This window comes from Bacillus sp. FSL R5-0603, assembly GCF_038050295.1.
Taxonomy (GTDB): Bacteria; Bacillota; Bacilli; order Bacillales; family Bacillaceae; genus Bacillus; species Bacillus subtilis.
On sequence record NZ_JBBOYP010000001.1, the window covers coordinates 4,007,933 to 4,019,808 of the forward strand.

The 11,876-nt window shown below is 43.3% G+C and carries 18 protein-coding genes; 7 read left to right on the forward strand and 11 right to left on the reverse strand.

The window, feature by feature from the left end:
* Positions 1–88: 88 nt before the first annotated feature.
* Positions 89–571 (forward strand): spore coat protein CotF, encoded by a 483-nt coding sequence (cotF, locus tag NYE56_RS20600; RefSeq protein ID WP_003243364.1) that lies wholly within the window; start codon positions 89–91, stop codon positions 569–571.
* Between the two features lie 29 nt (positions 572–600).
* On the opposite strand, the gene hypR is transcribed toward cotF, so the two are convergent.
* Complete coding sequence (hypR, locus tag NYE56_RS20605) at positions 601–978, reverse strand: transcriptional regulator HypR (RefSeq protein WP_122895658.1); 378 nt, start codon at positions 976–978, stop codon at positions 601–603.
* Positions 979–1,182: 204 nt separating this feature from the next.
* Between hypR and NYE56_RS20610 the strand changes: the two genes are divergently transcribed.
* Complete coding sequence (locus NYE56_RS20610) at positions 1,183–2,112, forward strand: manganese-dependent inorganic pyrophosphatase (RefSeq protein ID WP_003226902.1); 930 nt, start codon at positions 1,183–1,185, stop codon at positions 2,110–2,112.
* 234 nt (positions 2,113–2,346) lie between these two features.
* Here NYE56_RS20610 and NYE56_RS20615 read toward each other — a convergent pair whose 3' ends face one another.
* Both NYE56_RS20615 and NYE56_RS20620 read right to left on the reverse strand, forming a co-directional pair.
* Positions 2,347–2,793, reverse strand: coding sequence for a DUF6376 family protein (locus NYE56_RS20615; protein WP_341284354.1), 447 nt, complete (start codon positions 2,791–2,793; stop codon positions 2,347–2,349).
* An 11-nt stretch (positions 2,794–2,804) separates the two neighbouring features.
* Entirely contained in the window at positions 2,805–3,125 is a 321-nt protein-coding gene (locus tag NYE56_RS20620; protein WP_003226899.1) for a hypothetical protein, read from the reverse strand.
* A 100-nt stretch (positions 3,126–3,225) separates the two neighbouring features.
* Here NYE56_RS20620 and NYE56_RS20625 point away from each other — a divergent pair, with 100 nt between their 5' ends.
* Positions 3,226–4,533: an MFS transporter gene (locus tag NYE56_RS20625; RefSeq protein ID WP_335450198.1), complete on the forward strand. Its 1,308-nt coding sequence runs from the start codon at positions 3,226–3,228 to the stop codon at positions 4,531–4,533.
* Positions 4,534–4,571: 38 nt separating this feature from the next.
* On the opposite strand, the gene NYE56_RS20630 is transcribed toward NYE56_RS20625, so the two are convergent.
* From NYE56_RS20630 to NYE56_RS20660, 7 genes are all read right to left on the reverse strand, one after another.
* Positions 4,572–4,919, reverse strand: coding sequence for a hypothetical protein (locus NYE56_RS20630; RefSeq protein ID WP_341284355.1), 348 nt, complete (start codon positions 4,917–4,919; stop codon positions 4,572–4,574).
* Between the two features lies 1 nt (position 4,920).
* Entirely contained in the window at positions 4,921–5,265 is a 345-nt protein-coding gene (locus NYE56_RS20635) for a hypothetical protein (RefSeq protein ID WP_341284356.1), read from the reverse strand.
* 15 nt (positions 5,266–5,280) lie between these two features.
* A complete protein-coding gene (locus NYE56_RS20640; RefSeq protein WP_341284357.1) occupies positions 5,281–5,466 on the reverse strand; it encodes a hypothetical protein in 186 nt (61 codons plus the stop codon).
* Positions 5,454–5,858 carry an Hsp20/alpha crystallin family protein gene (locus NYE56_RS20645; protein WP_341284358.1) on the reverse strand — a complete coding sequence of 135 codons (405 nt, stop codon included), beginning with the start codon at positions 5,856–5,858 and terminating at the stop codon, positions 5,454–5,456. The genes NYE56_RS20640 and NYE56_RS20645 overlap by 13 nt, the downstream gene beginning before the upstream one ends.
* Before the next feature lie 98 nt (positions 5,859–5,956).
* Positions 5,957–6,202, reverse strand: a complete 246-nt coding sequence (locus tag NYE56_RS20650) for a hypothetical protein (protein WP_014666114.1) — start codon at positions 6,200–6,202, stop codon at positions 5,957–5,959.
* 35 nt (positions 6,203–6,237) lie between these two features.
* Complete coding sequence (locus NYE56_RS20655) at positions 6,238–6,708, reverse strand: hypothetical protein (RefSeq protein WP_335450204.1); 471 nt, start codon at positions 6,706–6,708, stop codon at positions 6,238–6,240.
* 199 nt (positions 6,709–6,907) lie between these two features.
* The gene (locus NYE56_RS20660; protein ID WP_341284359.1) at positions 6,908–8,122 is read right to left on the reverse strand and encodes an MFS transporter; all 1,215 of its coding nucleotides are present in this window, start codon (positions 8,120–8,122) and stop codon (positions 6,908–6,910) included.
* A gap of 186 nt (positions 8,123–8,308) precedes the next feature.
* On the opposite strand from NYE56_RS20660, the gene NYE56_RS20665 reads away from it, so the two are divergent.
* The 3 genes from NYE56_RS20665 (at position 8,309) to NYE56_RS20675 (ending at position 10,206) form a co-directional block, all read left to right on the forward strand.
* Entirely contained in the window at positions 8,309–9,187 is an 879-nt protein-coding gene (locus NYE56_RS20665; protein WP_268554576.1) for a LysR family transcriptional regulator, read from the forward strand.
* Between the two features lie 13 nt (positions 9,188–9,200).
* Positions 9,201–9,644 carry a GNAT family N-acetyltransferase gene (locus NYE56_RS20670; RefSeq protein WP_268554575.1) on the forward strand — a complete coding sequence of 148 codons (444 nt, stop codon included), beginning with the start codon at positions 9,201–9,203 and terminating at the stop codon, positions 9,642–9,644.
* 82 nt (positions 9,645–9,726) lie between these two features.
* Positions 9,727–10,206 (forward strand): DUF2798 domain-containing protein, encoded by a 480-nt coding sequence (locus NYE56_RS20675; protein WP_268554574.1) that lies wholly within the window; start codon positions 9,727–9,729, stop codon positions 10,204–10,206.
* A 24-nt stretch (positions 10,207–10,230) separates the two neighbouring features.
* Here NYE56_RS20675 and NYE56_RS20680 read toward each other — a convergent pair whose 3' ends face one another.
* Positions 10,231–11,118 carry a LysR family transcriptional regulator gene (locus NYE56_RS20680; RefSeq protein WP_160244388.1) on the reverse strand — a complete coding sequence of 296 codons (888 nt, stop codon included), beginning with the start codon at positions 11,116–11,118 and terminating at the stop codon, positions 10,231–10,233.
* Between the two features lie 127 nt (positions 11,119–11,245).
* Here NYE56_RS20680 and NYE56_RS20685 point away from each other — a divergent pair, with 127 nt between their 5' ends.
* The gene (locus NYE56_RS20685) at positions 11,246–11,824 is read left to right on the forward strand and encodes a LysE family translocator (RefSeq protein ID WP_268554572.1); all 579 of its coding nucleotides are present in this window, start codon (positions 11,246–11,248) and stop codon (positions 11,822–11,824) included.
* Positions 11,825–11,876: the final 52 nt, after the last annotated feature.

Consider the following 11,876-nt stretch of genomic DNA (forward strand, 5'->3'; position numbering starts at 1 on the left):
CTTTTTAAAAACTTCAAAACATCATGAACAACATTGAGCGTTGGGCATATGCTGATATGGAATCTGATCGATAAAGGAGAATTTTCACATGGATGAACGCAGAACATTGGCTTGGCATGAAACATTAGAAATGCACGAGCTGGTTGCTTTTCAATCAAACGGACTCATTAAACTGAAGAAAATGATAAGAGAAGTAAAAGACCCTCAGCTCAGACAGCTTTATAACGTGTCTATTCAGGGCGTTGAGCAAAATTTGAGAGAGCTTCTTCCGTTCTTTCCACAGGCTCCGCACAGAGAGGATGAGGAAGAAGAACGCGCAGATAACCCATTTTACAGCGGTGACCTGCTCGGTTTTGCCAAAACATCTGTCCGCAGCTATGCCATCGCAATTACAGAAACAGCAACACCTCAATTAAGAAACGTACTGGTCAAACAGCTGAATGCTGCCATCCAGCTGCACGCCCAAGTTTATCGATACATGTATCAGCATGGATATTATCCGTCTTACAACCTTTCTGAACTGTTGAAAAACGATGTCAGAAACGCCAACAGAGCCATTTCAATGAAATAAAACAAGCAGCAAAGGAGTTCCCTTTGCTGCTATTTCTGCTGGTCCTTCAGTAAGCCGTTCGAACGATAAGATTCCAGCACGTCTCTGTTGGATTCTCCCCATTCTTTCATTTGCAAAACAATCGGTTCAAGCGTTCGCCCAAATTCCGTCAGAGAGTACTCAACCTTGGGCGGCACCTGGTGATAAACCTCACGATGCACGATGCCGTCCGCTTCCAGCTCCCTCAGCTGAAGAGTAAGCATTCTTTGAGTAATACTCGGGCAGATTCTCCGAAACTCATTAAACCGTTTCTTGCCATCTATCATGTGATAAAAAAGAATTCCTTTCCACTTTCCGCCAATGACATCTAGAGTAAATTCAACTGGACAGCCTTCTTTGTTCGGGTATATATTCTTTTTTCCACTCATTCTTGACCCTCCAATAGTACCTTTTTTGATACTACATTACATTTCGCAACTAAGCTACCCAGTATTTTACACACCTTTTCTCCTTAGCTCAAAGAAAATGCTTCTTATTCACATCAATTTTTAAGGGTTTGCATGATTACACCTGCAGCAAGACGTGTTAAACTATATAAAGATTACACTACTTAAAAAAGGATAGGAGCTATCATGGAAAAGATACTTATTTTCGGACACCAAAACCCAGACACAGATACGATTTGTTCTGCGATTGCTTATGCTGATTTGAAAAACAAACTCGGCTTCAATGCTGAGCCTGTCCGCCTCGGACAAGTCAACGGCGAAACACAATACGCGCTTGACTATTTCAAACAAGAAAGCCCGCGTCTTGTTGAAACAGCTGCAAACGAAGTAAACGGCGTTATCCTGGTTGACCATAACGAACGCCAGCAAAGCATCAAAGACATTGAAGAGGTTCAGGTTTTAGAGGTTATCGACCATCACCGCATCGCTAACTTTGAAACAGCTGAGCCGCTTTACTATCGTGCTGAGCCTGTAGGCTGTACGGCTACCATCTTAAACAAAATGTACAAAGAGAATAACGTGAAAATCGAGAAAGAAATTGCTGGCCTTATGCTGTCTGCGATCATTTCTGATTCCCTGTTATTTAAATCTCCAACTTGCACGGACCAAGACGTAGCGGCAGCAAAAGAGCTTGCGGAGATCGCTGGAGTAGATGCTGAAGAATACGGCTTAAACATGTTGAAAGCAGGCGCTGATCTAAGCAAAAAAACAGTGGAAGAGCTCATTTCTCTTGATGCGAAAGAATTTACGCTCGGCAGCAAGAAAGTCGAAATCGCACAAGTAAACACAGTGGACATTGAAGATGTAAAAAAACGCCAAGCTGAATTAGAAGCTGTGATCTCAAAAGTTGTGGCTGAGAAGAATCTTGATCTGTTCCTTCTCGTTATCACAGATATCTTAGAAAATGATTCACTTGCTCTTGCAATCGGTAACGAAGCAGCGAAAGTGGAAAAAGCGTTCAACGTTACATTAGAAAACAACACAGCCCTCTTAAAAGGCGTTGTTTCCCGTAAAAAACAAGTCGTTCCTGTCTTAACAGACGCAATGGCTGAATAATAAAAATAGCATCCCGTCCTCGGGATGCTTCATATTACTGACAACATCCTAAAACGGTTTATAGTTTTAGGATGTTGTCATCTTTTCAGCGTGATTGAAAACCCTTGAAGTCTAGGAAGGACGAGCATCGGAGCACAGCGAATGTTGGAATTCGTGAGCACCGAAGCGCAGGCCTGACAACGAATGCGAGGGTTTGTCGACACGCTGATGCATCCCGCGTCGGGATGCTTTTTCTTATTCACCCAGCTTCTCAATTTGTCCCATCACATCAGTAATTTGCTTTGCGTTTTGGACCAGGTCTGACTGCTCCAATTCTTTAAGCGATACCTTGCCTTCCTCGGCTTGTTTCAACACATCTTCAGCGCTTTTCTGCAAGGTTTTGTTATGTTCCTGAGTGGTTTGATGAATCTCCGCTGCGGCATCAGGCGGCGTTAATTCATTAAAATCAGCGGCAGCCTTCTGAATCGACTCAAGCTGCGCTTCAAGTTTTTCTTTCGCCTCGGTGTCATTTACAGCTTTCTCAGCCAATTCAGGCGCTTCCTCTGCAAATGTCTTCACCTTCTCCACATAACCCGCTGCTTCACTCGTATAGTTCAATCCGTCGTTCACCTGATCAAGCATGCCGCATCCGCCTGCACTCAAAAGTCCCACTCCGGCAAGTACTGTCAAAATGATCTTCATCTTCAGCCCCCTCATCGTTTCTTTTTCATTTTTTCTTTTAAGATCGGAATCAATTTCTCTTTCGCTAACGGCAGCCCTTTCCTCACCAATTCACGCTTCAGCCACTTTTTCAGCTTAGACATTCTGATGCTCCTCTCCCTTTTTGATAAAAATGAAAAAACTCCACCAATTTGGTGAAGTTCCTGAAACAAAAAGACCTTCACCAAATCAGATTTGGCAAAGGTCTCGCTAACAATGAGATTGCCAGCAAAGCCGAGGACACCTTGTCCCGTAATGACGACTTTACTGTGAAAGCTACTCCCCTTTGGAGTGTTCATTTTTATTACTTTCATTCTAAAGCACCGATCTGTTCCAGTCAAATTCCTGCCGTTTATATAAAAGCGCGCTGTGGTATTTAAAATTTGAATGGTTTTTCCATCAGGAGATCATGCTATGACAGAGGAGGTTTTCATCATGAGTCAAGAGCGCGTGAAACGGCCTGGGCATACCAGATGGTACATATCTTCGTTACTTAGCGGCATTATTATTCTTAATTATTTTGACCGAGTGGCCATCTCGGTAGCGGCCCCTGCGATACAAGATTCGTTTCACCTTACTGCAACTGAACTCGGCATTGTGTTTTCCATTTACACCTATTCCTATACACTGATGCAGCTGCCTGTCGGAAGTTTGCTGGACCGTTTTGGGGTCGCATGGGTCACGAGGGTTGGAATGACAATATGGAGCTTTTTAACGATCCTTCTTGCTTTTTTGCAAGGAAAATTGCTGTTGTATCTGTTCCGGTTTCTCATTGGGCTGACGAGCGCCTCTGCGTTCCCTGCTGCCTCTAAGGCAACCGCTCTCTGGTTTCCTCCAAGTGAGCGGGGATTGGCAAACTCACTGTTCGATTCGGCCGCCAAGTTTTCAAATGTAATCGGCGCGCCATTGGTCGCCTTTCTTGTCACAACATTTGACTGGCGTGTCGCTTTTTTGACGATTGGATGCATCAATGTGCTGTTTACGATCTTTTTCTGGCAGTATTATGAACAGCCTGAACGGCACAAACGCATTTCTAAAAGTGAACTAAACTATATTCAAAAACACAATGCCATTACAACAGAGCAAATCCCTTACAAAACGGGCCCGCTTTTAAAAAAGCTTTTCACCAATCGAAAAGTATGGGGCTTAATGATCGGATTTACAGGGTACGGGTATACATTCAACCTGCTGCTCACCTGGCTTCCGACTTTCTTTAAACATACATACGGTATGGATCTCATGTCGTCCGGTTTATTTACAGCAGTGCCGTGGCTGATCTCAACCATTTCCGGAATTGCCGTCGGCGGCTGGCTCGTCGATTATTTTATTAAGAAAGGCTATCCTAACACCAAGGTGTACCGAACCGTAATCATAGTCGGAATGAGCTTTGGCTTTTTCTTTTTAGGATCCATTCTGACGAACAATATTACCGTAGCCATTATTTGCATTTCCATCGGACTCGCCGGAATTTCCGCAACCGCTCCGGTCGGCTGGTCCATCTCCGCAGAACTCGCGCCGATCGGTTCCGTATCCATGCTGAGCTCCATGGTGAATCTCGCAAACAACCTGTTCGGAGGCATTATTGCTGCGTCACTGACAGGGTATTTGTTTGATGTGACAGGCTCCTTTACGCTCAGCTTTCTGGTAGCTGGTTTTGTGCTGTTGCTGGGATTGTTTTTTTATGTGTTTGTATTAGGGGATGTAAAACGAATTAAACTATAGAACATGAAAAAGAGAGCTGCCATTTGGCAGCTCCCCCTTTACATTAAAGAATCATGCCCGTCCCCGTTTATCTCCTCTTCACCCTGTTCCTCTATATCAAGTCCCGAAGCCAGCATTTCTTGCTCTATGTGCTCGAGCACCTGCTCGTTTTTTCCTTGAAGAACGCCTTCATAATGAAAAGCATCCTGTATGCCGTTTTCCTCTATTGTCGCTAAAATATCATGGATATCATTATGGTCTCCTGAAATGGAGCCGAATCCTTGGTTTTGTTTTTTATAATTCACAAAACCGCTGGGGAGATTGTTTCCGAGGTTCACACATGATGCGCCTTCAACCGTACCAATGGAAATGGAGCCAATAAAAAAAGAGGGAGAAAACCGTTTCACGTTAAACATCCTTTCCCTGATTGATGGTATACGGCACTGGTTTTCCATCTATTTTGACCTCAATATCATCTTTTTTTGTTTTCTTTAATCGAGACTGCGATTTGGATTTCGGGTGAACATGAGGAGAGAATACGTTGCCAAGATTCAGCATCCCGCTTAGCTCCTGTATATCCAGGTGATCGAGATGAAACGCTAAATCGTCTAAATGCAGCTTCTCTACATTCAAATCCTGTACATCCATCTTCACAAAAACAGAAGGACGGCGTTTCTCCTGGGAAGATTGTTCAAGTGTATGGACTTTTTGGGCTAATTCTTCAAGCTTTTTTAGGATCTCATCTATGCTCATATACGCCATCCCTTTTTAAGAACTCTTCTCCACAGCTCCCGCATTTCCTTTGATTTTATTATGTTTCCCCTTTATGGCACCAAAACCTTCATTGATAAAGGTTTCACTTTTTCTGCCTTTTTGGACATTTGTTCCGACAAAGAGGCCAGAAGAATTTCGCAGATGGTTAACCCGCAAAGAACCGTATTTTATAGAGGCCATTGCTCTTCTCCTTTTTCATTAGTGCGGTACGGAATGGTAACCGTTAATATTCCGCTTTCAAATTTCGCATGAATCTGATGCAGATCATACTCTTCGGGAATGGCTATCTCCCGTTTGAAGGGGCCGTAAAACCGTTCTCTGGCGATCCACTCTTGTTCCTCTTCCGTCGGCTGGGGTTTAATCTTTCCTTCAATGATGAGTGTGCGATTCTTTTGGCTGATTGACATATCCTCTGCACTTGCACCAGCTGCATCAATGGTTATAGCCAATCTGCGGTTTGTTTTTATGATATCGGCTCTCGGTTCGACAAAGGGAGCAATTTCGCGCAGCAGCTCAGCGAAATCTTTTCCCATCATTTCTTTTACATGGGGATAAAAATGAGATTTTGGCATAAATAAAAACCCCCTGCACATAGCCATACATTTTTAGAATCTATAACTATGCTTATGTGCTTTTTATGGAGGTATGCTAAAAAGAAAAATTTTCACCGTTAAAGAGTTTGATTTTGTACACTTGGCGATATATTTTGGTTATTCATGACGCCGTCTATGCCATCAGGGTCAATAACCGTAGAAACATTCCCCTGGTTCAAGACATTTCCTGCGAAGAAGCCGATTCCGTTATTTACTTTACGATGTGCAGCCCATCCGGGTAACTGATTTTCTCCAATCGCGATGGCTGTATTTGTCTGTTGGGAATTCACATTGATTGCACCGAGTGTAAAACCGATAGCCAAACAAATCCTCCTCCTTTTCAAACCAAGGCAGCCTCTTAAAAGTAATCATTTATTTGACAGTCATTTTCGTCGTTATCTATCACGAAAGACGAGTTTTGAGTGTTTTGAATGGTGCCTAATAACCTTCCCTGGCCGGACGTTCGTTTACTATGTGAACTCCAGCCGGTAAGTTCGTTTTCGCCAACTGAAATGGCGGCACACGTGTCCAAAACGTTAATATTAATTTCTCCAACGTCAATATCATTCTGGTTTTCTCCCGAGTTCCCTTCAAATGAGATCCTGTTTTCATGATGAATCGGTGTATCTACCTCATCATTATCAGTCACATAGCTAAAATTGTGAGACACCTGGGAGTTAGTTATTGATCCGAGTCCGTAATTGTTTTTCCGGTGCGAAGACCAATTATGCGCATAATTGGTTCCGATAAATATTCCTGAGGAGGTATCAATTGAAATCACGCTAATGTTGTTGACTTGAACCTGGTTTACTGCTTGTCGATGATTCAATCTTATTCAGTCCTTGATATGTCTTTTCAGTCCATTACTTTACAATATGTTTTACATCGATTAATGGTTCGGGTTCTTTTTCAAGCAGTATCTGACTTTGACACGTCTAAAGATCAATTAAATCCGTACCATTGTCTTTACGAATCCCTGCCCATTGGAAATAAAAAAGGACCCGTTAACGGTCCTTTTTTTGCTGTCATCAATTCAATCCTTTTTCGTTCCTTTTATCCGGCATTTTCACACTTCTTGCCAAGTATCCCGACAGCCATAACGCAACCAGCAGCATGAAGGTGATCATACCGACGACGCCCAGCCAGTGAAAAGCAGACCAGAATAGCCCTCCGATTGTTCCGAAAACACTTGAACCGGCGTAATAAAAGAATAAATACAGCGATGAAGCCTGTGCTTTGTTGTGAAGGGCTCTCCTGCCCACCCAGCTGCTGGCAACTGAATGCCCTCCGAAAAAACCGAATGTAAAGAGGGCAATCCCCAGAATTTTCACTGCCAGCATACTGTTTATCGTGAATAAAGCACCTGCAATGACGATGAAAATATTCATCACCAATATTTTCGGATAGCCATACCGATCAACCATTCTTCCAATGAAAGACGAGCTGAAAATGCCTACAATCATCACAATAAAGATCCAGCTGGCAAATGCTTTATTAAGCGAATACGGCGGGCCCAACAGTACATACACAATGTAATTAAACAATGCAACATTGCTTCCGAGCAGCAAAAAACCAATGAGAAACAAGCTGAATAGTTTACGGTCCCTCAAGTGGCCTATCAGAGACATTCCCAATTTCCCGAGCTTCAATTTTCTTGGCGTAAAATGCCTGGATGGCGGCAAATTCATAAAAAATATAATACTAGCAATCAAACTAATGACACCAATTGCCCCCATCGCCATATGCCAATTCAAGTACTCGCTCAGGAGCCCGGAAACGATCCTTCCGAAAACGGCGCCGATTGCATTTCCGCTGATATACAGCCCCATCGCTGATCCAAGACTTCCGGGTTCAATTTCTTCCCCAAGATAAGCCATCGCAATCGACGGAAGGCCTGCGAGCGCAACGCCTTGAACGGTTCTCAATACGAGCAGTGTATGAAAGTTCGGACTAAAGGCCGATGCCAGACAGAGAACCGATGCGGCCAGCATGGAAATACCCATAATCGGCTTGCGCCCCCACACCTCGGATAATGAACCAAAGACAAGCATGCTCACAGCTAACAGCATTGTGGTAACAGATAAAGAAAGACTCGCCGCAGTAGGCGTTACATGAAATTCCCGCGTGAATTCCTCCATGAGCGGCTGTACGCAATAAAGAATCGCAAATGTATTGAAACCCGCAGCGAAGAAAGCAAACGTGATTTTCCGAAAAACCGGTGTGCCTTTTTGAATGTATGTCATCGGGATTTTATCGGTCCCTCAGCATGTTGTGGAGCACTGCCATTCATAAACAACCATCCTTTATTTCTTCCGAATTCAAACATCCTCGAGTCTGTTTATATTCTTATCTTAGCACCGTTGATATATGTTGTATAATGCATATAAAATATCCTTTTCATGCTTATATGTAATAAGGAGGGATGATAATTGGAATGGGAACAACTTGAATATTTTCAAACACTGGCCCGGATGCAGCACGTCACGAAAGCCGCAAAAAGCCTCTCCATCACACAGCCTGCGCTTTCACGTTCTATCGCCAGGCTGGAAAATCATTTGGGCGTCCCGCTATTTGACAGGCAAGGACGATCCATTAGCTTAAATCAATACGGATACATTTTTTTGCGACGGGTTCAGGCGATGATGAAGGAGTACACCGAAGGAAAAGAAGAAATCCAAGCTTTATTAAAGCCAGACCAAGGCGAAGTCTCTCTCGGTTTTTTGCATACATTAGGCACCACGCTTGTTCCGGATCTCATCGGCTCCTTTCAGCAGGAATACCCAAACATTTCCTTCCAGCTGAAGCAAAACCACTCTTATTGGCTGCTTGAACGATTAAAATCCGGGGATCTGGACCTCTGTCTCCTCGCTTCGATTAAGCCTGAAACTCCGATCCAATGGATCAAGCTGTGGAGCGAAGAACTCTTTGTATTTGTGCCAAATGATCACCCATTAGCCAGTCGCGAGAGCATTACCCTGAATGAGATTGCCAGGGAGCGTTTTATTTTATTGAAAAAGGGCTACGCGCTTCGGATGACGGTCGATGAGCTGTTTGAGAAGGCCGATATACAGCCGAACATCATGTTTGAAGGAGAAGAAGCAGCTACTGCCGCAGGTTTTGTGGCAGCCGGTCTGGGCATATCTATTCTCCCAGACCTGAAAGGCTTAGACCAAAGCAAAATCACCAAAATCCGCGTCAGCTGGCCGGAATGTCAGCGTGTCATTGGAATTGCCTGGATAAAAGGCAGGTTTTTATCACCGGTTGCTGAGACCTTTAAACAATATGTGATCAGCCATTTTTCTGAGTAGGGAGGATTCAAGCATGAATATCAAAAAAATCACGTCAGAACAGGATTTACATACAGCGTTTGAAATCAGAAAGGCCGTATTTGTAGTGGAACAAGGCTGCCCCATTTCGGATGAATTCGATGAGTTCGATACACTCCACGGCGACTGCCAGCACATCCTGGCTTATCATCAGAATGTACCTGTTGGCACTGCACGTGTCCGTATCGTTGACCACACGGGGAAACTGGAACGAATCTGCATTCTGAAGCCTTACCGCAAATTCGGTTTGGGAAAAGTGATCGTCGATGCATTAGAACGTATTGTGAAAGAACAAGGCATTTCTGCCTTCAAACTGCACGGCCAGACACAGGCGGCAGGCTTTTATGAAAAGCTCGGCTATCAGACTGCATCAGAAGAATTTATGCTGGACGGCATTCCACATGTGCTGATGACAAAACAAGACGATTCTGCGCTATAGATTGTTCACAAATTTGTCACTTATGAGCATGAACGGTTCATTGGTATACTAATCACCGATTATGAAGAGAAGGAATGATTGTATGCCAGCAAATAAAAAAGAGAGTCTTATATTTGGCGTGATGATGTGCTTTGGAATGGTCTGCGTCATGTCGATTTACAATGCCATCATCAACGGAGCCATTCAGGATTTTTCACTGGTGACCGTTTTTGAAATGGTCATCGGTTTTATGGTCGCCCTCCTGTTAGATTTACTGTTAGTGGGTCCCCTCGCCAAGAATATTGCATTCTGCATGCCGTTCGACAAGACTAAAAAAATTTATGTCATCCTTGCCATGTCAACTTGTATGGTGATTGGCATGGTACTTTGTATGTCTGTGTTCGGTTTAGTGACAGCGGTTCTGGCAAATGGGCTGAACGGGGACAACCTCTTCAGTGCTTATCTTATGATTGTGTTGAAAAATTTCATCCTGGCCTATCCATTGCAATTACTGATTATGGGCCCATTAGTCAGAGGAATTTTCATGAAATTTGTAAAACCAAAGCTCACAGCCGCAATTTAAATAGAATAGGAGTGAGCCTGACACTCACTCCTTTTGCTCATGAATTGAATGTAAAACAAGCTCCGCAAAAGCCTCTGCGGCAGGCAGCTGCCATTTTTTCTTTTTGAGTAACAGGTGTGAGTAAATCGGATCAAGGGCTTCACCATGCTGAAGAATTTTCAGCTTCCCCGCTTCCACTTCTTCTTTTACTGTGATGTACGGCAAAACAGAAAATCCAAGTCCGCTCATGACCGTTTGTTTGATTGCTTCGATACTCCACAGCTCCATCGTTTGAAAACCGCTGATGTCATGCTTCACAAGGTATCGTTCAAACATCGACCGGTAACTGCAGCCCTCTTCATTTGTGATAAAGAATTGGCTGCTGTTTTCTTGTTTGTAATCATCAAAATGATCCGGTCCATCCATACTGCCCACAAGGACGATCTCCTCCTCGGTTAACGTGTAATGAACGCATTTTTCGATATGAATGTCCGGATAGACCATTAATGCGATATCGACCCGTCCGCTTAACAAATCTACCTGATTTTGTCCGCATGTGCCGTTGCTTAAGATGATTTTGACATGAGGATATTTCAGTGAAAATTCCCTTATGATCGGTCCAAGTCTGGAAATGGTTAACGACTCAGGTGCCGCTACTTTCAACACACCCTTAACTACGTGAACGTTTTGCATATTCTTGATTTGTTCATGGGTTGATAGTAAATCCTCAGCTAAAGGGATCAATTCTCTTCCTAAAGCCGTCAGTCTTAAACGCCTTTTCTCGTACATGAATAACGCCCCTCCGATTTCCTGCTCCAGCGCTTGGACATGAGTGGTGATCGTGGATTGCGTATAGCCTAGCTTCGCCGCGGCGCCAGTATAGCTCCCCTTTTTCACGATGGTCTGAAACGTGATAAGATGTCTGATCTCCATATGATTTCTCCTTTTTGATCTATCGAAAAAAATGATAATGCCTTTTTATATTTCAATTTTATTTATAGATATCATTATCATACAATAAAAACTACCCCGTACGACATTAGTAAATGAAGGTGATTTTATGAGTATAATAGCTTTTCTTTCGTATGTGATTTTGACATCCATTACGCCTGGCCCGAGCAACATCTTAATGATGAATGAAGCGCGGCGGTTTGGCTTTATAGGGTCATGGCGTTTCAATAGCGGCATTTTGGCAGGTTTTGCTGTCCTTGGGATTCTAAGCGGTGTATTTACGATAGGACTATACAAATGGATTCCGGTTGCAGAGCCATACTTCAAAATAGCAGGTGCAGTCTATCTGCTTTATTTGGCCTGGCAGATCAGCAAGTCCACAAAAGCAAAGAAGGACTCTGAAGATGTACATTCTTCTTTTTTATCAGGATTTATTTTTCAAGTAATCAATGTCAAAAGCATTTTGTTCTTCTTAACAGTGATGAGTGCTTTTATCCTTCCGTTTCAGCATACAATGACAGCGATTATTGTTTATCTCACACTAGCCATTATTCTCGGCTGGCTGGCGTTGCTGTTATGGTCAGCATTCGGCTCTGTGTTCAAAAAACTCTTTGAGAAACACGATAAGGCATTTCGCACCGTCATGTGTTTGCTGCTTGTTTACTCTGCCGTCAGTATTTATCTGTAGCACCTGTAAATCTATCTTATAAAGCAGGTCATCTAGTGATTGTGATGATTTT

Bases quoted from the DNA above. Each gene is read 5' to 3' on its own strand.
- cotF (WP_003243364.1), top strand. From the start codon at position 89: ATGGATGAACGCAGAACATTGGCTTGGCATGAAACATTAGAAATGCAC.
- hypR (WP_122895658.1), bottom strand. From the start codon at position 978: ATGAGTGGAAAAAAGAATATATACCCGAACAAAGAAGGCTGTCCAGTT.
- NYE56_RS20610 (WP_003226902.1), top strand. From the start codon at position 1,183: ATGGAAAAGATACTTATTTTCGGACACCAAAACCCAGACACAGATACG.
- NYE56_RS20615 (WP_341284354.1), bottom strand. From the start codon at position 2,793: ATGAAGATCATTTTGACAGTACTTGCCGGAGTGGGACTTTTGAGTGCA.
- NYE56_RS20620 (WP_003226899.1), bottom strand. From the start codon at position 3,125: ATGAAAGTAATAAAAATGAACACTCCAAAGGGGAGTAGCTTTCACAGT.
- NYE56_RS20625 (WP_335450198.1), top strand. From the start codon at position 3,226: ATGACAGAGGAGGTTTTCATCATGAGTCAAGAGCGCGTGAAACGGCCT.
- NYE56_RS20635 (WP_341284356.1), bottom strand. From the start codon at position 5,265: ATGAGCATAGATGAGATCCTAAAAAAGCTTGAAGAATTAGCCCAAAAA.
- NYE56_RS20640 (WP_341284357.1), bottom strand. From the start codon at position 5,466: ATGGCCTCTATAAAATACGGTTCTTTGCGGGTTAACCATCTGCGAAAT.
- NYE56_RS20645 (WP_341284358.1), bottom strand. From the start codon at position 5,858: ATGCCAAAATCTCATTTTTATCCCCATGTAAAAGAAATGATGGGAAAA.
- NYE56_RS20660 (WP_341284359.1), bottom strand. From the start codon at position 8,122: ATGACATACATTCAAAAAGGCACACCGGTTTTTCGGAAAATCACGTTT.
- NYE56_RS20670 (WP_268554575.1), top strand. From the start codon at position 9,201: ATGAATATCAAAAAAATCACGTCAGAACAGGATTTACATACAGCGTTT.
- NYE56_RS20675 (WP_268554574.1), top strand. From the start codon at position 9,727: ATGCCAGCAAATAAAAAAGAGAGTCTTATATTTGGCGTGATGATGTGC.
- NYE56_RS20680 (WP_160244388.1), bottom strand. From the start codon at position 11,118: ATGGAGATCAGACATCTTATCACGTTTCAGACCATCGTGAAAAAGGGG.
- NYE56_RS20685 (WP_268554572.1), top strand. From the start codon at position 11,246: ATGAGTATAATAGCTTTTCTTTCGTATGTGATTTTGACATCCATTACG.